At 70.7% G+C, this 19675-nt stretch carries 19 protein-coding genes and 1 pseudogene; 12 read left to right on the top strand and 8 right to left on the bottom strand.

The window, feature by feature from the left end:
• Positions 1–84: 84 nt before the first annotated feature.
• From EEJ31_RS08505 to EEJ31_RS08490, 4 genes are all read right to left on the bottom strand, one after another.
• The gene (locus EEJ31_RS08505) at positions 85–399 is read right to left on the bottom strand and encodes a DUF7882 family protein (RefSeq protein WP_123045880.1); all 315 of its coding nucleotides are present in this window, start codon (positions 397–399) and stop codon (positions 85–87) included.
• Between the two features lie 156 nt (positions 400–555).
• Entirely contained in the window at positions 556–1515 is a 960-nt protein-coding gene (locus EEJ31_RS08500) for a helix-turn-helix transcriptional regulator (protein ID WP_123045879.1), read from the bottom strand.
• Positions 1516–1596: 81 nt separating this feature from the next.
• Entirely contained in the window at positions 1597–3732 is a 2136-nt protein-coding gene (locus EEJ31_RS08495; protein WP_123045878.1) for a RecQ family ATP-dependent DNA helicase, read from the bottom strand.
• A 56-nt stretch (positions 3733–3788) separates the two neighbouring features.
• Positions 3789–4202, bottom strand: a complete 414-nt coding sequence (locus EEJ31_RS08490) for a VOC family protein (protein WP_123045877.1) — start codon at positions 4200–4202, stop codon at positions 3789–3791.
• A gap of 71 nt (positions 4203–4273) precedes the next feature.
• Here EEJ31_RS08490 and EEJ31_RS08485 point away from each other — a divergent pair, with 71 nt between their 5' ends.
• Positions 4274–5554, top strand: a complete 1281-nt coding sequence (locus EEJ31_RS08485) for a M18 family aminopeptidase (protein ID WP_123045876.1) — start codon at positions 4274–4276, stop codon at positions 5552–5554.
• A gap of 9 nt (positions 5555–5563) precedes the next feature.
• Here the strand turns inward: EEJ31_RS08485 and EEJ31_RS08480 are convergent, their stop codons facing one another.
• On the bottom strand, positions 5564–5827 hold the full coding sequence (locus EEJ31_RS08480; RefSeq protein WP_123045875.1) for a hypothetical protein: 264 nt from the start codon (positions 5825–5827) through the stop codon (positions 5564–5566).
• Positions 5828–5912: 85 nt separating this feature from the next.
• Between EEJ31_RS08480 and EEJ31_RS08475 the strand changes: the two genes are divergently transcribed.
• Positions 5913–6272, top strand: a complete 360-nt coding sequence (locus EEJ31_RS08475; RefSeq protein WP_123045874.1) for a YidH family protein — start codon at positions 5913–5915, stop codon at positions 6270–6272.
• Positions 6269–6622 carry a DUF202 domain-containing protein gene (locus EEJ31_RS08470; protein ID WP_233563810.1) on the top strand — a complete coding sequence of 118 codons (354 nt, stop codon included), beginning with the start codon at positions 6269–6271 and terminating at the stop codon, positions 6620–6622. The genes EEJ31_RS08475 and EEJ31_RS08470 overlap by 4 nt, the downstream gene beginning before the upstream one ends.
• A 139-nt stretch (positions 6623–6761) precedes the next feature.
• Here EEJ31_RS08470 and EEJ31_RS08465 read toward each other — a convergent pair whose 3' ends face one another.
• Positions 6762–7148: a TraR/DksA family transcriptional regulator gene (locus tag EEJ31_RS08465; protein ID WP_123045873.1), complete on the bottom strand. Its 387-nt coding sequence runs from the start codon at positions 7146–7148 to the stop codon at positions 6762–6764.
• Positions 7149–7270: 122 nt separating this feature from the next.
• On the opposite strand from EEJ31_RS08465, the gene EEJ31_RS08460 reads away from it, so the two are divergent.
• From EEJ31_RS08460 to EEJ31_RS08425, 8 genes are all read left to right on the top strand, one after another.
• Positions 7271–8332 (top strand): LacI family DNA-binding transcriptional regulator, encoded by a 1062-nt coding sequence (locus EEJ31_RS08460; RefSeq protein WP_123045872.1) that lies wholly within the window; start codon positions 7271–7273, stop codon positions 8330–8332.
• Positions 8329–9273 carry a carbohydrate ABC transporter permease gene (locus EEJ31_RS08455; protein ID WP_233563809.1) on the top strand — a complete coding sequence of 315 codons (945 nt, stop codon included), beginning with the start codon at positions 8329–8331 and terminating at the stop codon, positions 9271–9273. The genes EEJ31_RS08460 and EEJ31_RS08455 overlap by 4 nt, the downstream gene beginning before the upstream one ends.
• The gene (locus EEJ31_RS08450) at positions 9270–10145 is read left to right on the top strand and encodes a carbohydrate ABC transporter permease (RefSeq protein WP_233563808.1); all 876 of its coding nucleotides are present in this window, start codon (positions 9270–9272) and stop codon (positions 10143–10145) included. The genes EEJ31_RS08455 and EEJ31_RS08450 overlap by 4 nt, the downstream gene beginning before the upstream one ends.
• A 76-nt stretch (positions 10146–10221) precedes the next feature.
• On the top strand, positions 10222–11523 hold the full coding sequence (locus EEJ31_RS08445; protein ID WP_123045870.1) for an ABC transporter substrate-binding protein: 1302 nt from the start codon (positions 10222–10224) through the stop codon (positions 11521–11523).
• Between the two features lie 94 nt (positions 11524–11617).
• Complete coding sequence (locus tag EEJ31_RS08440) at positions 11618–12772, top strand: ADP-ribosylglycohydrolase family protein (protein ID WP_123045869.1); 1155 nt, start codon at positions 11618–11620, stop codon at positions 12770–12772.
• Positions 12772–14130 carry an ADP-ribosylglycohydrolase family protein gene (locus EEJ31_RS08435; protein WP_123045868.1) on the top strand — a complete coding sequence of 453 codons (1359 nt, stop codon included), beginning with the start codon at positions 12772–12774 and terminating at the stop codon, positions 14128–14130. The genes EEJ31_RS08440 and EEJ31_RS08435 overlap by 1 nt, the downstream gene beginning before the upstream one ends.
• Positions 14127–16127, top strand: a complete 2001-nt coding sequence (locus tag EEJ31_RS08430; RefSeq protein WP_123045867.1) for an SUMF1/EgtB/PvdO family nonheme iron enzyme — start codon at positions 14127–14129, stop codon at positions 16125–16127. The genes EEJ31_RS08435 and EEJ31_RS08430 overlap by 4 nt, the downstream gene beginning before the upstream one ends.
• 22 nt (positions 16128–16149) lie before the next feature.
• Entirely contained in the window at positions 16150–17007 is an 858-nt protein-coding gene (locus EEJ31_RS08425) for an alpha/beta hydrolase (RefSeq protein WP_123045866.1), read from the top strand.
• On the opposite strand, the gene EEJ31_RS08420 is transcribed toward EEJ31_RS08425, so the two are convergent.
• On the bottom strand, positions 16984–18177 hold the full coding sequence (locus tag EEJ31_RS08420; RefSeq protein WP_233563807.1) for a MarP family serine protease: 1194 nt from the start codon (positions 18175–18177) through the stop codon (positions 16984–16986). The genes EEJ31_RS08425 and EEJ31_RS08420 overlap by 24 nt on opposite strands.
• Before the next feature lie 303 nt (positions 18178–18480).
• A pseudogene (locus EEJ31_RS14135) lies at positions 18481–18907 on the bottom strand (ribonuclease H family protein); the annotation flags it as partial.
• A gap of 218 nt (positions 18908–19125) precedes the next feature.
• On the opposite strand from EEJ31_RS14135, the gene EEJ31_RS08410 reads away from it, so the two are divergent.
• A partial coding sequence (locus EEJ31_RS08410) for a 13E12 repeat family protein (RefSeq protein WP_148040149.1) occupies positions 19126–19675 on the top strand: 550 nt, incomplete at its 3' end.

The raw sequence follows: 19675 nt of genomic DNA, 5'->3' as shown, positions 1-19675 counted from the left end.
GCTGCTTGAGGGTCTCCTGTCCTTCCGGTTTACGCCTCAAAGGGCGTTTCGGGTAGGGCCGGGCGGCCTGCAGCGGATGCCGTGTCAGCGGCTGCCGTCGTCGTCCGCCGGTTCCGGGGTGAGGAGGAGGCCGCGCGCCGAGTTCGCCGATACCGCGAGCTCTTCGACCCACGCGCGGTTGATGCGCAGTTGCCGGCTGCTCTCGGAGAAGCTGAGGGTGAGGTTGGCGGCAGGGTGCATCCAAATGCTCGTCGTGCCGCCGGCGGCGGGGGCGTTCTCCCAGGTGAAGAGGAAGCATTCCTTCCGGCGCAGCTTCCCCACGATCACCAGCTGCAGGTGGGCGAGATCCCGATCGTCGATGTCGACGGTCGTGGTCGAGTCATACGTGAGCGTTCCCATCAACACCGGATTCCTGTCAGGGCCCAGCCGACGGCAGAAATTCGGGCAGACTGAGGCTAGGCCGCAGGGCGTCGAAACACGGCACGGTGAGCCGCCAAGCGCGGATGACGGTCGGCAGCCGCGTTTTCCGGCCGGTTGGCATCGCCCGGATGGTCGTCAGCGGCGGAGCGTGTCGCGTGGATGCTCGCCGAATCGCTCGCCGTACGCGGCGGAGAACCGGCCGAGGTGCGCGAACCCCCACCGGCGAGCGATGTCGCCGACGGTGGTCGCCGGCGGCGCGCCGGCGAGCAGATCCTCATGGGCGCGCTCGAGCCGCACCAGCCGCAGGTGGGCCATGGGACTCATGCCCAGGGTGCGCTGGAACGACTCCTGCAGCGCACGCACGCTCAGTCCCGCGATCTCGGCGATCTGGGCGACCGCGAGCGGCAGGTGCGCATACTCGTGGATGTACTCGACGGCCAGGCGGACATGGGCGTTCCGCGGATGACGCAGCGCTTCCGGCACGTGGGCGGCGTTCGGGGCATACATCTCCAGGAAGCTGACCGCCGTCATCCGTATCAGTTCGTTCCACAGCACCGGGCTCACGCTGCCCCGTGCGACGGTTCGCGACACGAGCGCGACCGTCTCATGCCACAGCGCGATGGACGCGGCCGAGGGCCGGGTGAGGTGGTCGAAGCGGATCGACCCGGGAACAGCCCCGTGAAGTTCTGTGGCCACCGCGTCGACCTGCTGCCGGTTCAGGTGCACGAGCTTCTGCTGGTAGTCGGTGAAGCCGAAGACGAAGGGACGGTGGGCCGGGAAGAGCATGGGCCGCCCGACCGTGAGCGGCACCGCGTCGCCGCCCATGTCGACGATCGCGTGGCCGCCGGTGAGCCACTGCACGATGTAGTCGTCGCCCGGCGGGATGTCGCCCTCGACGTACCCGTTCATCTGCGAGGTGCGGAGCGTCATCGCGTTGTCGCCGATGGCCGCGTATCGGTAGGAGTAGGCGCGCGCGGTGGTCGCGTGGGTCTTCCACTCGGCGCCGTCGTAGAAGCCGGACAGGGTGTGGCGCGCGATCTCCGGGTCACGACCGACGGCTTCCAGGCGCACGTGGAAACGTTCGTCGTCCGTCAACTCGGCCTCCCGTCGCTCGGTGTCCCCTTTCCAGAATGCCAACGAAATGGGTCGCCGGGTAGGCGAGGCCGGGAAGTCGGGTCAGGACCGCAGGGCGAGCACGAACGGCAGGACCGGACCTGCCCCCGCCCGGCGGAGCAGGCGTGCGACGACCGTGACGGTCCACCGGCTGTCGGCGAGGTCGTCGACGAGCAGCACCGGCCGCCCGCCGAGCTGCCCGAGTGCGCTGGCCACCTCTGCGCCCACGGAGAACCGGTTCCACACCTGCGCGAGCCGATAGGCGCTGTTCCCGGCCGCCTCGCCGGGCGGCAGGCCGGTCTGGTTGTCATCGAGGCTCCCCAGCCAAGGCAGGCGGCCGACGTCGGAGAGGGTCCTGGCGACCGACTCCACGAGCAGCGGATGCCGGCGGCTCGGCAGGCTCACCACGGCGGCGGGGCGCTCCTCCCAGCCCCACTCGGCCAACACCCGCACACAGGCCTGCAGCATGGCGGGTGTCGCCGCGGTGTCGGCCGCACCCGGCGCGAACAGGTCGCGCAACGGACCGCCCCAGCCGAGGTCGGTCAGGCGCGCGAGCGCGCGGCCCTGGCCGGCGCGCTCGCCGGCGGGGATGTTGCCGCGCACGTCGACGCCGAGGCTCGCCGCGCCCGTCGGCCACTGCGCCCGGGCCTCGACGACCGCGCCCACCCGGTCGAGCGACGCGCGGGCGCTCGCGGCGGCATCCGCTGCCACCGAGGTGGGATACCAGGGCCCCGCGCAGGCGTCGCAGCGCCCGCAGCGGGTCGCCGTCTCATCGTCGAGGGCGCGCTGCAGGTACTCCATGCGGCAGGTGTCGGTGCGTTCGTAGGCGAGCATGCTCTGCTGCTCCGCCACGCGCGCGGCGGCGATGCGCTCGTAACGGTCGGCGTCGTAGGCCCACGGCTCGCCCGTGGCGACCCAGCCGCCCTGCACGCGGCGCACGGCCCCGTCGACGTCGAGCACTTTGAGCAGCAGCTCGAGCGGGCTGCGACGGATGTCGACGCGCGCTTCGAGCGCGGGCGTCGACAGGGGGGCGCCCCCGTTCTCGCGCAGGGCGGAGAGGACCGCGTCGGCCCGGGAGCGGCTCGGCATCGACGCCGTGGCGAAGTACTGCCAGATGTCTTCGTCTTCGGGGCCCGGGAGGAGCAGCACGTCGGCGTTGTCGGTGGCGCGGCCGGCGCGGCCCACCTGCTGGTAGTACGCGACGGGGGAGCTGGGCGCCCCGAGGTGCAGCACGAAGCCGAGGTCGGGCTTGTCGAAGCCCATGCCGAGGGCGCTCGTGGCGACGAGGGCCTTCACCGCGTTGTCTTTGAGCAGCCGCTCCGACTCCTCGCGCTCGGCGGTGTCGGTCTGGCCCGTGTATGCGCGCACCGCGTGTCCGGCCTCCCTGAGCAGCCTGGCGGTGTCTTCGGCGGCCGAGACCGTGAGTGCGTAGATGATTCCGCTGCCCGGCAGCTCGCCGAGGTGGCTGAGCAGCCAGGCGAGGCGCTCCTTCGCGTCGGGCAGGCGAAGCACGCCGAGGCGGAGCGAGGCGCGTGCCAGCGGGCCGCGAATGGTGACCACCTCGCCGGCGGAGGCGCCGTGGTCGAGCTGCTCGGCGACATCCGTCACCACCCGGCTGTTGGCCGTCGCCGTCGTCGCGAGCACCGGCACGCCGGGCGGCATCAGGGCGATCAGATCGCGCAGGCGCCGGTAGTCGGGGCGGAAGTCGTGGCCCCAGTCCGAGATGCAGTGCGCCTCGTCGACGACGAGCAGGCCCACGCGGCGGATGAGCTCGGGAAGCTGCTGGTCGCGGAACGCCGGGTTGTTGAGACGCTCGGGGGAGACCAGTAGCACGTCGACCTCATCACGCTGCAGCTGCTGCCGCACGTCGTCCCACTCGTGCATGTTCGACGAGTTGATGGAGACGGCGCGGACCCCCGCCCGTGCGGCCGCCGACACCTGGTCGCGCATGAGCGCGAGGAGGGGCGACACGAGGATGGTGGGGCCGGCGCCGCGCCGGCGCAGCAGCAGGGTGGCGACGAAATACACGGCCGACTTCCCCCAGCCGGTGCGCTGCACCACGAGGGCGCGTCGGCGGTCGTCGACGAGCGTCTCGATGGCCTCGAACTGGCCGTCGTGGAAGCCGGCGTCGCCCCGGCCGACCAGGGTGCGCAGGATGCCGAGGGCCTCGCTCCGCGTCGACGTGGTCGTTTCGCTCATGCACCCAGCTTCTCAGGTGCGACTGACAATCCGGCGGGCGGGTCGGGACGCGCCGGTCAGGGCGCCGGAGGCACCTGCGACATGTCCATCCAGGTGACCTCCCACTGGTGCCCGTCGGGGTCGAGGAAGCTGCGGCCGTACATGTAGCCGTAGTCCTGCGTTGCGCCGGCGGGGCTGCCGCCGTGGGCGAGGGCCTTGTCGGCGAGTTCGTCCACGCCCTCCCGGGTATCGGCGCTCAAGGCGATCAGGGTCTCGACCGTCGTGGAGGTGTCGGCGATCTGACGGTCCGTGAAGGTCGAGAAGAAGTCGTGCACCAGGAGCATGGCGTAGATGTGACCCTCATCGATCACAAGGCAGGTGGCGTTCTCGTCGGTGAACTGGGGATTGAAGGAGTATCCCAGCGCCGTCCAGAAAGACACGGATGTCTCCAGGTCGCGGACCGGGAGATTCACGAAGATCATCGTTGACATGCGACCAGTAGAGCGCGCCCGTGGGCTCGGGGGCAAGACCCTCGGCAGCGCGCGCATGGTTGGATGGACGAATGGATGCCGCTAGCGACTACATCGACGACTTCGCCCGCTTCATCACGGCATCGCCCTCCTCGTACCATGCTGCCGCCGCCGTGGCCGAGCGCCTGGCGTCGGCCGGCTTCCGGCACCTCGACGAGCAGGCCGAATGGGACGGCGAGCCGGGCGGATGCTACGTGGTGCGTGACGGCGCCGTGGTCGCGTGGTTCCAGCCCGCGGGCGCCGGCCCCACCACGCCGTTTCGCATCCTCGGCGCGCACACCGATTCGCCCGGCTTCAAGCTCAAGCCGCGCCCGACGATCGCCGCGTACGGCTGGCTGCAGGCGGGGGTGGAGGTGTACGGCGGACCGCTGCTGAACTCCTGGCTCGACCGGGAGCTGGAGTTCGCCGGGCGCCTGGTCACACACGGCGGCACCGAGCACTTGGTGCGCACCGGACCGTTCCTGCGCATCCCGCAGCTGGCGGTGCACCTCGACCGCGACGTGAACTCCAACGGGCTGAAGCTCGACAAGCAACGGCACCTCACGCCCGTGTACGGCGTGGGCGACGGGTCGGAGGCGGACGTGCTCGGCCACCTGGCCGCGCTCGCCGGGCTCGCGCCCGGCGACGTCGCCGGCTACGACATCCACACCGCCGACACGGCCGCCCCCGCGCGCTTCGGCCGGGACCAGGAGTTGTTCGCGGCGGGACGCATGGACAACCTGTCGTCGGTCTTCGCCGGCCTCGAAGCGCTCGTCGACGTCGCCGACGCCCCGAGCGCCGGCCACATCAGCGTGCTGGCGGCGTTCGACCACGAGGAGCTCGGCTCGGCGTCGCGCTCGGGCGCCAGCGGGCCGATGCTCGACGACATCCTCACCCGCATCGGGGCGGGCCTCGGGGCCAGCGCCTCCGACCGCCTGCGCGCCTACGCCGCCTCCTGGTGCGTGTCGGCCGACGCCGGGCACGCCGTGCACCCGAACTACCCGGAGCGCCATGACCCGGTGAACCAGCCGGTCGCCGGGGGAGGGCCGCTGCTCAAGATCAACGCCAACCAGCGCTATGCGACGGATGCGCACGGGGCCGCCCTCTGGAAGCGGCTCTGCGACGCCGCCGGGGTGGCCTACCAGGAGTTCGTGTCGAACAACCAGATGCCCTGCGGGTCCACCATCGGCCCGCTCACCGCGACCCGCCTCGGCATCCGTGTGGTCGACGTCGGGGTGCCCCTCTTGTCGATGCACTCCGCGCGGGAGCTCTGCCACGTGAACGACCCGGTGGCGCTCTCCGCGGCGGTCGGCGCCTTCTTCGCGGGCGTCTGACCGGAGAGGTCAGGTCAGGGGCGCGGGGCGGCTCGGGATGGCGGGGTCGTCGTTGTCGGTGACGCCGTCGGATGTGCCGTGCATGCGCTCGGCCTCGCCGTCGTGCAGGGTGCCGGCGCCGGGCAGCGACTCCGCGATGTTCTCCAGGGCATCGTCGTCGGGCGACGCGACGGCTTCCGTCGGCTCGCCGTCGACGGGGGTGTTGCCGAAGCGGGCGTCGTCGAAGGGCCGGTTGTCGTCGGATCGGTTCGTGGCAGGGTCGTTGTCGTTCATGCCCGCCACGATAGGCGGGGTTGCCCGACGCGGAAACCCCTCACTTCCCGACCCGCTAGCCTGAGGGCGAGGGAAGGGATGCGACGTGGCGGTGAGGCGATTTCCGAATGCGGTGTACGGCCAGGGGAGTGAGCCCGACCCCCGTTTCACCCTCGCCAACGAGCGCACCTTCCTGGCCTGGATCCGCACCTCGCTGGCCCTGATCGCCGCGGGCGTGGCGCTGGAGGCACTCGATGTGCCGATCCGGGAGGACTTCCGGCACGCGTCCTCGGCCGTGTTCGTGATCCTGGGCCTGATCGCGCCGGTGCATGCGTGGGTGAGCTGGATGCGCACGGAACGCGCCATGCGCCTCGGCCGTCCGCTGCCGGCCCCGGCGCTCTCCGCCGTGCTCACGGTCGGCGTGGTCTCGGCGGGCGTGCTCATCGCCCTCGGGATGCTGCTGTGAGCGTGCCCGGCGAAACGGATGCCGCCGGCCGGGTCTTCGACGCCGGCCTGCAGCCCGAGCGCACGTTCCTGGCCTGGCAGCGCACCATACTCGCGCTCGGCGTGGCCAGTGCCGCCGGCATCCGCTACGTTGCCGAGGAGGCCGGCGTGGTGGCCGTCGTCGCGGGCATCGTGGGCCTGGGCCTCGCGATCGCGGCGTACTTCGGGGCGAAGGTGCGCTACCGGCGGGCGCACGACGAACTGGTGCAGCGGGGCACCCTGCACTCCGCCTCCGCGTGGGCGCTGGCGGCGCTCGCGGCATCCGCTTTCATGCTCGCGGTGCTGGCCCTCGCCCTGCTGCTCCACCACTGACCGCGCCACCCTGAACGACCACTCCAACCAGCGCGTGAGGGGTCGCATATCGACCGTTCAGGGCACTGGGAAGGTCGATTCTCGACCCTCAGGGGGAGAGGAGGCGGAGGAAGGCGAGGGGGCGCGGGCGGGGCGACGCTCAGCGGCGGTTCTCGAGCACCCGGGCGCACTCGATGCACAGCTCGGCGGCCGGGCGCGCATCGAGTCGTTCGGTGCCGATGGGCCGCCCGCAGCGCCGGCAGAGCCCGTAGGTGCCGGCCGTCATCCGCTGCAGCGCCTGCTCGATGGCTGCCGCCTTGAGCGCAAGCTCGCTGTGCACGCCGGCGATCCGTGACCACTCCGCGGAGAGCGTCGGGCCCTCAGGGTCGTGCTCATCGTCGGCGGACGTGTCGCCGCGGGCGTCACGCACCACGCCGAGCGTGCCGGTGAGCTGGGCGAGCTCCGCGGCGAGGTCGGATTGTTCGGTGCGGAGGTGACGGCGCAGTCGCCGCAGGTCGGCATCCGTCAGCGTGCGGGGAGTGGACATGGTTCATCATGGCACCGACTCCGACGTCGATCACGGATTTCTGCTTGCATCGCACGACCGGCGTGCGCTACATTTCTGTAAACGTTCTTGTAAACGTTTACGACCCGGCGAAGGAGCCACCGATGGAGACACGCAAGTCAACGCTGGCGCTCGTGGCCGAGCGTGCGGGCGTGTCCATCGCCTCGGTGTCGCGCGTGCTGAACGGGCTGCCCGCCTCCTCGCACCTCGCCGAGCGGGTGCAGGCCGCCGCGCAGGAACTCGGCTATGTCGCAGACGCCACGGCGCGTTCCCTCAAGGTGGGCCGCACCGAGCAGATCGCCCTCGCCGTCGCCGACGTCGGAAACCCGGTCTACGTCGACATGATGCACGAGGTCAGCCGGGTCGTGACGGATGCCGGGTATCGCCTGGTGCTCTCGTCCACCGGAAGCAACCCCGACGACCAGATCACCCTGCTGCAGAGCCTCAACCGCGGCTACGCCGACGGGCTCCTGCTGAGCCCCTTGCGGGTCACCCCGGAACTCATCGACACGATCCGTTCGAGCCGCCTGCCGATCGTCGTCATCGGTTCCCTCCCGCCCGACGTGGAGGTCGACAACGTGCGCGCCGATTCCGCCGCCGGCATGACGCTTGCCGTCGCGCACCTCGCCGAGCTGGGCCGCCGGCGCATCGCGTTCATCAACGGTCCGGTCGACACCGTCCCCGGTGCCGCCCGCCTCGCGGGGTACACCGCCGCCATGGTGAAGCGCGAGCTGCCGATGAACGACGACGCAACGGTCGGCGCCGAGGACTTCACCCTGGCCGCCGGCCTCACCGCGGCGGAGACCCTGCTCGACCAGTCGACTCCCGACGCCATCGTGTGCGCGAACGACCTGCTGGCCGTCGCCGCCCTCAAGGTGCTGGCCCGGCGAGGGCTGCGCGTCCCGGAGGACATCGCGCTCGTCGGCATGGACGACACAGACATCGCCGAGCTCAGCATCCCCTCGATCACGAGCGTCGACCTCCGCTCAGCCAAGCGCGCGAGAACCGCCGCCCGGCTGCTGCTGCGGCGTCTGGAGGACCCGTCAGCGTCGGTGAGCCGGGTCGTCATCGAGCCCCGCCTGACGGTGCGGGAGTCGACCGCCGGCACCCCCGCCCCGGGCAGCATCGACACGGCCGGCAGTGGAGTCCGGGGAGGTGCGGCGTGAGCACCAGCACCCTGACGCGCCCCGTCCCGCCGGTCGCCCCGCCGAAGCGCCGGCGCAGGAACACCGGACCCAACGGCGGAGGCCGCGACGCCTGGCTCCTCGTCCTGCCCGCGCTCATCCCCGTCGTGCTGTTCAGCGTGTACCCGCTCATGCAGGGGATCCTGCTCGGCTTCACCGACTCCAAAGCCGGGCTGAATGCCGTCGTCAGCTTCAACGGCCTCGAGAACTACGCGCGGCTCGCGGGGAACGAGCTCTTCTGGAACTCCTTCCGCATCGGCCTGGTCTGGGCGTTCGGGGTCACGGCGCTCCAATTCCTCGCCTCGCTCGGGCTGGCGCTGCTGCTGAACCTCGACCTCAAGTTTCGCGGTGTCGCACGCACCCTCGCCCTCGTGCCCTGGGCGATGCCGCCGGTGGTCATCGCGATCATGTGGCGCCTGATGCTCAACCCCAGCTACGGCCCGATCAACGAGGCGATGCGCACCGTCGGCTTCCCCGGCGACATCAACTGGCTGGGAAGCTTCAGCACCGCCCTGCCCGCGGTCATCGTCGTCGGCGTCTGGGCCGGGATGCCGCAGACCACGATCACGCTGCTGGCCGGCCTGCAGAACGTCCCAGCCGAACTGCACGAGGCGGCCGCCATCGACGGCGCCGGAGTGCTGCACCGCTTCTGGCACGTCACGCTTCCGGCCCTGCGGCCCATCATCGTCGCCATCACCACCCTCGACCTCATCTGGAACTTCAACTCGTTCGCCCTGGTCTTCGTGCTCACCGCGGGCGGCCCCGGCGGCCAGACGATGCTCCCCATGCTGTTCGCCTACAACGAGGCGTTCCGCTACGGGGAGTTCGGTTACGCGGCCGCGATGGGCAACGTCATGGTCATCGTGATCTCGGTGTTCCTCTTCCTCTACCTCCGCGGCCAGGCAAGGAGCAGGCTGTCATGAGACAGACCACGACCACAGCGGCACCCATGGCGTCGGGCTTCGCGGCACGTCGCATCGGCCGGCCCCTGCAGTACGTCGCGCTCGCCTGCTACGTCGTCTTCCTCGGCTTCCCGCTCCTGTTCCTGCTCCTGACGGCCTTCAAGTCGTCGCAGGAACTGCTCTCGCCCAACCCGACGTTCCTGCCGGAGAGCTGGAACTTCGACAACTTCGCGGGCGCCATCGACAAGGCCAACCTGATCCGGGCGGCCACGAACAGCCTGATCGTGGCGGTTCTGACCACGATCATCGTCACCCTGATCTCCCTGCCCGCTGCCTACGCCCTGGCGCGGTTCCGCACCAAGCTGCGGACCATCGCGACCGGGTGGATCCTGCTCAGCCAGGTGTTCCCCTTCATCCTGATCATCATCCCGCTGTTCCTGGTGCTGAAGCAGATCGGCCTGATCAACAACCTGCTCGGCCTCGTGCTCGTCTACACGGTGTGGTCGCTGCCGTTCGCCCTGTGGATGCTGCAGGGGTACGTCGCCGGCATCCCGGTCGAGCTGGAGGAGGCCGGCGCCATGGACGGCGGCTCTCGGCTGCTGATCCTGCGCCGCATCGTGCTGCCGCTCCTGGCCCCCGGCCTCGTCGCCACGAGCCTCTTCACGTTCATCGGCAGCTGGAACGAGTTCTTCTTCGCGCTCGTGCTGATCCAGGATCCGAAGCTGCAGACCCTCCCGCTCACCCTCGCCCGTTTCGTCGGGGCGGAGGGGCAGGTCCAACTGGGCCAGCTCGCTGCGGCCTCGCTGCTCGCCACCATCCCGAGCCTCGTCTTCTTCGCCATCATCCAGCGCCGCCTCACCTCGGGGCTGTTGAGCGGTGCGGTGAAGGGCTGACCAGGATGACCACGCTTCCACCGGAAGATCCAACAGTGCAATCACAATGCAGTGCAATCACAAAGGAGTACTCACAATGAAAAGACGGGCTGCACTAGCCGCCGGCGCTCTCGCGGTCGCCGGAGTCCTGACCGGATGCGCGTTCGGCGGCGGGGGAGGCACCTCGTCCTCCCAGGAACCGTCCGCCGAAGGGCCGGTCACCCTCACGTTCCAGAGCCTCGCGTTCCAGGACACCACGATCGCGGCCACGAAAGAGATTGTCGACTCGTGGAACAAGGATCACCCCGACATCACCGTCAAGCTCCAGCAGGGCAGCTGGGACAACGTGCACGACCAGCTGGTCACGCAGTTCCAGGGCGGAACGGCCCCGGACATCATCCACGACGAGTCAGCGGACATCGCCGGCTTCGCCAACCAGGGTTACCTCGCCGACCTCAAGCCGTACCTCAGCGACGACGTCGTGAACGCCGTGTCGAAGGACGTGTGGAGCACGGTCACCGCCCAGGACGGATCCGTCGTCGCGGCACCGACCCTCATGCAGACCTATGTGGTCTTCGCCAACACGGATGCATTCGCCGCGGCGGGTGTGCCGCTGCCCGACGGCAAAGAGCTGAGCTGGGATGACTTCCAGGCCCTGGCGAAGAAGCTCACCGCAGACGGAAAGTACGGCATCGGCTGGGGCCTGAAGTCGCCCACGGCCACCGTCATGAACCTCGCGCTCGGTTTCGGCGGCACGTTCTTCGACAACAACGGCGGCTCGTCGACGATCCACGTGGGCGACGCGGAACTCGAAGTTCCCAAGCGCATCAACGAGATGACGTATTCCGACAAGTCGATCGACCCGGTGTCGCTGACGCAGAGCGGCTCCGACGTGCTCCCGGGCTTCTTCGACGGGTCGTACGCCATGTACGTCGGCGGAAACTACGTCGCGCAGCAGCTCACGGAATCCGCGCCCAAGGGCTTCCACTGGGCCGTCCTGCCCCCGCTGGCAGGGAGCGAGGGAACCATGCAGGCTGCCAACCCGCAGACCATGTCCGTGGCCGCCGAGAGCAAGCACGTCAAGCAGGCCGCGGAGTTCATCGACTACTTCATGAACCCCACCAACCAGGCGAAGCTGGCCGAGGGCGACTGGCTGATCCCGGCGTCAGCGCCCGCTCGCGAGCAGGTCGCCAAGGACACCGAGGGCAAGAACGGCTGGAGCGCGATGCTGGCCTCGGGCGAGAGCCTGACCGCTGCGCCGTTCCAGTCCGCGGCGAACTACCCGCAGTGGAAGGACCAGTACGCCACCCCGAGCCTGCAGAAGTTCCTGGCGAACAACATCAGCGCCGACGACCTGAAGAAGCAGCTCACCGACGGCTGGGCAGCCGTCGGCGGCTGACCACCGCGAGGGCAGGCCGGGCATCGCGCCCGGCCCGCCCTCGACCAACCGGAACCAGCGTGCGAGCGCAATCGTGAAACAAGGAGAACAACCAATGGATCTGCTCGAGGACAAGGCGACAGGTGCCCTCGCCGGCGCCGCAGTGGGAGACGCCCTCGGCGGAGCCGCGGAGGGGAACACGCCCGAGGCGATCCAGGCCCGGTACGGCGGCTTCATCAGCGGCATCGTTCCCCCGTTCCTCGCCGATTGGCGTAATGCCCGCCCGATCGCCCCGTACCACAAGGGCGACGGGCACGTCACCGACGACACCCTCATGACCAACGCGCTCGTCGACGTCTACGCCACCGTGCGGGACCACCTCGACGCCTACGCCATCGCCGACCACCTCGTGCCGCTGCTCATCGGCGACAAACGCTGGATCCCCGAACTGGAGAGCGAAGCCCTGCTCCTGCACCGCATCTTCCTCGCCGAGAAGTGGCTGGTCGCCCGCATCCACTACGGCCACATCGATCCCCGGGAAGCCGGAGTGGGCAACATCGTGAACTGCGGGGCGACCATGTACGTGGCCCCCATCGGCATCGCCAACGCGGGTGCAGCAGATGCCGCGTACGCGGAGGCCATCGACGTCGCCGGCGCACACCAGTCCAGCTACGGGCGCGAGGCGGCCGGGGTGTACGCGGCCGCTGTCGCCGAAGCCATGCGCCCGGGAGCGGGACCCGACGACGTCGTCTCGGCGGCACTCCGCCTGGCCAAGGACGGCACGAAGGACGCCATCGACGCCGTCGCGACCGCGGCCGCGTCGGTCACCGACTGGCGGAGCGGACTCGCGACGCTGCGCCGCGCTGTCGAACCATTCGACACCGTCGGCCCCGACTACCGGGCGCCCGCCCGTGACGCGCGCATCCCCAGCCGCACCAAGTCGATCGAAGAGCTTCCCATCGCCCTCGGCATGCTCCTGGCCGCCGACGGGGACTACGCAGAATCCGTCCTCGGCGCCATCAACTACGGTCGCGACTCCGACTCCATCGCGGTGATGGCCGGCTCCATCGCCGGCGCCCTCGGCGGGCTCGGCAGCGTCCCGGCGGAGTGGCTCGACGGCGTCTCCACCGGAAGCCAGATGGACCTCACACGCTCCGGCGCCACCATGGCCGACGTGACCCGGGACATCTGGGCGAAGGACCAGCAGCGGGCACAGGCACGCGACACCGCACGGAACGCCCTCGGACAGGTCCCGGCGGCCCAGCGGTGATGCTGCGGCTCACCTGGACCCAACCGGAAGACCTGCTCCCGCACGCCCTGGCCGCCGCCGACGCCGACGAGCAGGACGTCACCGCCATCCGCGAGCGCTGGCGCGGTGCCGGGGGAAGCACGACGGCACCCGCGACCGGCGCCACGCCCACCGCCGCCGACGACGCACTGCGGCTGCTGGCGCGGACCCTGCTCGACGACATCGACCGGATTCCCATCCCCGCGTCCCTCCGCCACGCCGAACCCGACGCCCTGGACGACATCCGTGCCGCCGCCCCGGCAACGCCGTCACTCCCGCCGACCACCAACCTGGACCGCGTGCACGGCGCGTGGCTCGGCCGGGCCGCGGGCTGCCTCCTCGGCAAACCCGTCGAGAAGATCCCGCGTGAAGGAATCAGGGCGATCGCGCAGTCCACCGGAAACTGGCCGATCACCGGCTACTTCACCGAGGCGGGTCTCGATGCCGACGTCGCGGCCCGGTATCCGTGGAACCGGCGCAGCCGACCCACGAGCCTGGCCGAGAACATCGACGGCATGCCCGAAGACGACGACCTCAACTTTCCCCTGATCGGCCTCGACCTCCTGGAGCGCGTCGGCGCCGGTTTCACGACCGACGACGTCGCCCGGTCCTGGCTGGCAAACCTCCCCGGGGGCCGGGTCTTCACCGCGGAGCGCATCGCCTATCGCAACCTCCTCGACGGCTACGAACCCGACGTGGCAGGGGCCGTGCGCAATCCCTTCCGGGACTGGATCGGCGCCCAGATCCGCACCGACGTCTACGGCTGGGCCTGCCCCGGCGACCCGCGGCGGGCGGCCCGCCTGGCCTGGACCGACGCGTGGCTGAGTCACCGCCGGAACGGGCTGTACGGCGCCATGTTCGTCGCCGCCGCGTCATCGGCGGCCGTGGTCGCCGCAAGCATGGACGACGTCATCGGTGCCGGCCTCTCCGTCGTTCCCGCCGGCAGCCGCTATGCGGCGGCCATCCGCCGCGGGTGCGAGCTCGGCCGCGGGCACACGCCCGTCGAGGAGGCACTCGACACCCTGCACGCCGAATTCGGCCGCCTGCACTGGGTGCATGTGCTCAACAATGCGGCGCTCCTTGCCTTCGCGCTCACCCGGAGCGGCGGGGACTTCGCCGAGGCGATCGCGCTGGCCGTCACCGGCGGCTGGGACACCGACTCGGTCGGCGCCACGGCCGGCTCCATCTGCGGGGCGCTCGCGGGCGCATCCGCTCTGCCCGCCGAATGGATCGACCCACTGCACAACCGCCTGGCGTCCAGCATCCCAGGGTTCGATGCCAGCGCGTTCGACGACCTGGCCCGGCGCACGCTCGCCGTGGCGGAAAGCATGCACGCATGAACTCCTTCGACCCGGATGAGGCCAACACCAACGAGATCAACCCGCTGGTTCCGCGCGCCATCGACCTGCCGACGGTACTGCCGCTGGACGGGACCCTCGACGCGGCCACCGGCGACATCGCCAAGATCTTCGCGGCGCCCACCGACCCCGCCGAGTGGCCGGCCTGGCGGGACGCCCTCGCGTCATGGCGTCGGGAGGCCCGCCGGCGGCTGGCATACAGCGGCCGCGAATACGACCGCGACGACCACGCCTGGACGCGGTCCTGTTACAGCGTCGCCCTCGTCTGGCTCTGGGATGAACGGCTCTTCGACCGTGACGCGCAGCGCTTCACCCCGGACCGCCTCCTCTCGCTGACCGCGGACCACGGCGGGTTCGACGGCATCGTGCTCTGGCACGCATACCCCGTCATCGGCATCGACGACCGCAACCAGTACGACTACTACCGGGATGTGCCCGGACTCGCCGATCTCGTCGCGGACTTCCAATCCCGCGGCCTCAAGGTCTTCATCGACTACAACCCGTGGGACACCGGCACCCGGCGTCCGGCCAACGACGACCCCGAGGAACTCGCGCTCCTCGTGGGCGAACTGCGGGTCGACGGCGTGTTCCTCGACACCATGAAGGAGGGCGATTCCCGGCTCATCGACGCCCTGCACGCGGCCGACCCGCCGCAGGTGCTCGAGGGCGAGTCGCGCGTGCCCAACCAGCGGATCGAAGACCACCTCCTCAGCTGGGCGCAGTGGTTCGCCGACAGCGAGGCCCCCGGGGTGATGCGGGCGCACTGGTACGAGCGCCGCCACATGCTGCACTCAACGAGGCGCTGGAACCGCGACCACAGCGGAGAACTGCAATCGGCCTGGATGAACGGAACGGGCATGCTGGTGTGGGACACCGTGTTCGGCGTGTGGGTGGGCTGGAACGCCCGCGACACGAGCACCCTCCGACGGATGCTCCGGGTGCAGCGCGCCCTGAACGACGTGCTGGTTAACGGCGACTGGTCGCCCCTCTCGGGCGCCGCCCCGGAAGCGCTCGCCGCCCGGGTGTACGTCTCCCGGTACTCGCACGGCCCGCTGACGCTCTGGACCATCGTGAACCGGGGCACGGAGGACTACCACGGGCCGCTCATCGCGGAGGCCCCCTCCGGGGCCCGCCTCTATGACGTGACCGCCGGACACGCCCTGCCGGGCGGGAGTACGACGGTCCCGGCCCGGAGCGTCACGGGCGTCCTCGCCGTTCGCGGTGACGAGCCGGACTGGCTCGGGGGCCTCCTCGCCGCCGCGGCCGGCGACGAGTTCGACGCCGACGACACCTTCCCAGCCCGCGACGCCCTGCGCCTGGCACCCGGGACGTCGCGGGACCGTATGGCGCCTGCCGGCGCCGTCGTGATCGAGGCAGGCGAGCGAACGCTCGAAGTGCGCTACCGGCGGCGTGAGACGGGGATGTACGCCGGCGCCCCGTACGTCGAAGAGTGGAAGCCGCTCCCGCCCCGGCTGCACGACGACCGGACCGAGCGCATCCGCGTCGACCAGGCGAGGACTGCCGTGGCCGCCACCGAGGTCACCCGCGCAGAGTTCCTGGCCTTCGCCGCCGCAACCGGATACCGGCCCGTGTGCACGAACCGGTTCCTGGTTGAGAGCGACGGCGACGGCGCGGCCACCTGGCTCGATCTCGACGACGCGCGCGCGTACGCCGCCTGGGCGGGCGCCCGCCTCCCCACTGAATTCGAGTGGCAGATCGCGGCCGCCGACCCCCGGTTCCGCCGATCCGAGCGGTGGGTGTGGAACTGGACCGAGAGTGAGCACAGCGACGGGATCACCCGCTTCGTCATGCTGAAAGGCGGGAGCGACCACGCGTCCCTGGGGTCGGACTGGTACGTCGACGGCGGTCGCCGCGAGCCCGAATTCAGCCTGAAGTTCCTGCTCGCAGGGCTGGGCCTCGACCGCTCGCCCAACATCGGGTTCCGGTTGGCCTGGGACCTGACGCCCGGCAGTGATTGAGCCCGAGAACGGTTCCGCCGGTATGACGCGCGGGGACCTGCGCGTCGAGTGGATGCCGGCCGCTGTGCCCGGCGGCCGGCTCGACTACTCGGTGTACCTTCCACCGGGCTACGACGACGCCGAGAACCAGGACCGACGGTATCCGACGCTGTACCTGCTGCACGGCCGTGGCGACTCGACGGACGACTGGGCGCAGGTGCTGCCCTGGCTCGACGGCCGGATCCGGAGCGGGGCGCTGCCGGCGGTCATCGGCGTGATCCCGGATGCGCCGTGGAGCGACCGCGCCGGCTTCTACGTCGACTCCCGGTACCGCGGCGGCGCGGCGATCGAAACCGCCTTCACGGAGGTGCTGGTTCCACGCATCGACAGTCGCTACCGCACGCGGCGCGGCAGGGACCGTGTCGTCGCCGGGTACTCGATGGGCGGCGCCGGCGCCCTGCGGTTCACGCTCGTGCGCCCTGACCTGTTCGCGGCGGCGATCGTGATGAGTCCGGCCGTGTACGTTCCCACGCCGCCGCGGGGGTCCTCCGCACGCCACTCCGGAGCCTTCGGCGTGGGCGGCCGGGTCTTCGACGACGCCCGCTACCGGGAGCTCGGCTACCCTGCGGCACTCGACGCCGTCGACCCCGCCACGCCGATCCGGCTGTTCATCGCCGTGGGCGATGCGGAGTACCGGAACGATGAGGCCGACGCCGGGCATGACCTCGACGTGGAGGCGGCGGTGCTGTACGACCGGGCCAGACGCACGCCGGGGATCACCGCGTCCTTCCGCGTGTACGACGGTGGCCACGACTGGTCGGTGTGGGAGCGCGGGTTCCGGGAGGGTCTCGCCGAGATCAGCGCCGGCTGGGAGGAGTCACCCGCTCACGCACATCCCTGACGACACCGGGTCGTTGAGACCGGGCGCCTTGGCGGCGACCGGCTGCAGCTCGTCCATGGTGAGGGCGTATCCGACGTTGGCGGTGTTGGCCGCCTTGGCGAAGATCACCCCGGCGACGAGGCCGTCGGTGGTGAGCAGTGGGCCGCCCGACTCGCCGTGGTCGACCTTCGAGGCGATGGTGTACACCTCCCGCGGCGCGCGGTTCTCGCCGTAGATGTCGGCGACGCCCTGGGTGTTCACCGCGATCACGCGCGCCGGGTCGGAATCGAACGGGCCGCCGAAGGGGTATCCGTCGGTCACCGCGGTGGCGCCGACGCCCAGGGTCTTCGTGAGGTCGAGCGGGGAAGCCGACAGGTCGTCGGCCGCGATCACGGCGAGATCGCCCACCGGGTCGAAGTAGACGATGTCGCCGCGCACGGCCTGCCCGCCGGGCGACTCGACGACAGGACTCGTCACCCCGGCGACCACGTGGGCGTTCGTGACGACCCGGCCGGGCGCCACCACGAAGCCACTGCCCGACTGGTTCTGGCCGCAGGCGTAGGCGTTGCCGGTGATGCGCACCACGGATTGCGCGGCGGCGTTGAGAGCGGGGCTTCCGGTTTCGATCTTGGGGATCTCCGGCACCGGACCCTTGAACGCGTCGATGATGCGCGGCAGCCCCTCGTCGACGGTGAGCGTGCGCAGCTGCGCCATGAACCGCTGCACCGGGGTCGGCGTGAGACCGTCGATGGTCTGCAACACCTTCGACGACGCGATGGCAGACGACAGCACAGGCACGCCGAGGGCGCTGACCGTGAATGCGACCATCGAAAGCACCAGTGCGGCAGCCACGGTGGTGACCACGGCGCCGAGCGTCCGGTCGACGACCCGCAGCGGGCTGCGGCTCGTGCGGCGACGGATGGCGAACCCGACCGACTGGCCGATCGAGAGGCCGGTGAGCACCAGGAGCGCGGCCGCCCCCAGGGTGGCGGCGGTGCGCCACTCGGGCGCCGGCACCCAGCTGCCCACGAGCGGCACGACGAAGTAGGCGGCGATGCCGCCGGCGACGAGTCCCAGCATCACGGCGATGCTGCGGAGGAGCCCGCTGCGGTAGCCGGACACGAAGCAGCCCACGAGCGCCAGCAGCAGGAGCAGGTCGAGGATCAGGTGCGGGGTCATCGGCTGGTCCATGGGCTCAGATCAGCTCCCGCAACAGCTCTTCGACGCTCACACCGCGCCGCGCCGCGCGCTGCGTGAGCCGGGCGTGTTCCGCGTCGGTGAGGGTGAGGGTGAGGGTGACGGATGCCGTGCGGCCGGCCTCGCGCGCCGGTTCGGCCTTCGAGGCGGTGTCGAACAGGGCACCGTGCTCGGCGATCTCGTCGAACAGCGTCACCGGGGCGCCGCCTGGCTCCGGCGGTCGCGCGGGAGCGGGCGGGGACGTCACGGGTGCGCCCGCGCCACCGGACCAGCCCGGTCCGGCCGGAATCGTCGTGCGTCGCTGGTAGGCCTCGGCCACGGCGCGGGCGCGCGCATCCGCTGCCTCGTTCAACGTGTGGTTGGCGTGGCCCTTGACCCACTCGAAACGGTAACGGCGCCCGGCGAGCGCGTCGTCGATCTCGCGGAGGAGCTCGACGTTCATGACCGGCTTTCCGTCGGCCTTGCGCCAGCCCTTCTTCTTCCAGCCGGGCATCCACTTGGTCACCGAGTTGATGACGTACTGGCTGTCGCACAGCACATGGAGGTCGTCGTCGAGGTGCGCGGTCGCCCGGAACAGTTCGAGAACGGCCTTCAGCTCGCCCTGGTTGTTGGTGGCGTGCGGCCAGCCGCCGGCGGCCCAGCAGGAGTCATCGACGTACCATGCCCATCCGGCGGGGCCCGGGTTCCCGAGGGCGGATCCGTCGGCGGCAGCGATGATCGTCATGCCTCCAGTCTTCCATCCGCGGGCCGGGAGCGTGACCGTCGCCGTGCGCGCAGTTCGTTCACGTCACTGTCGGGGACGAGGTCGGGGCCCGTGTCGACCGGCTGTTTCGGTCCTCCACAGCGGCGTGTCGAGTGGGGTTGTCCACAGGGTGTAACCGCTGGTGAGGGCTGGTATTCGAGGACGGCGGGAATGTCGGTGGTTACCCGTAGCGTGAGGGTATGTCAGGTTCAACGGATGCGTTGGTCGCCTCGGTCGGCGAACTCGCCGACGCGTGGGCCGGCGCGCTGCACTTCGCCCAACCAGCGGGCATGGGCGATGCGGAGGTCGACGCGGCCGGGATGAGCGATGCGGGCCTCATGGAGTCGCTTAGGGCGGGTTTCGCGGTCAAGCGTGAGGTCGACGCCTTGTTGGCGAGGCTTGCCGGGCAGGTGGTTGAACGGTCGCGCGTGTCGCTCGGGCAGGAGGGGTTGGCCAAACGCACCGGGAACGCGAGTGCGGCGATGCTGCTGGCCGAGATCGGCCGGATCACCGTGGCCGAGGCGAGCCGTCTGTGCCGGGTGGGCGCGGCGACGGCGACGCCGGTGACTTTGCTGGGGGAACGGCTGCCGGTCGCGTTCCCGGCGGTGGCGGAGGCGCTCTCGGCGGGCCGGATCCCGGTGGACGCGGCCGAGGCGATCATGTCGAACCTCGAGCAGGCTAGGGCGAACGCTAACCCGGAGGATCTGGCGTTCGCGGAGGAAGCTCTGGTGGAGTTCGCCACCGAGAACC

The organism is Cryobacterium tepidiphilum (assembly GCF_003716325.1).
Taxonomy (GTDB): Bacteria; Actinomycetota; Actinomycetes; order Actinomycetales; family Microbacteriaceae; genus Cryobacterium; species Cryobacterium tepidiphilum.
The sequence above is the reverse complement of the archived record's forward strand: the minus strand, read 5'-3'. Positions and strand labels throughout refer to the sequence as shown.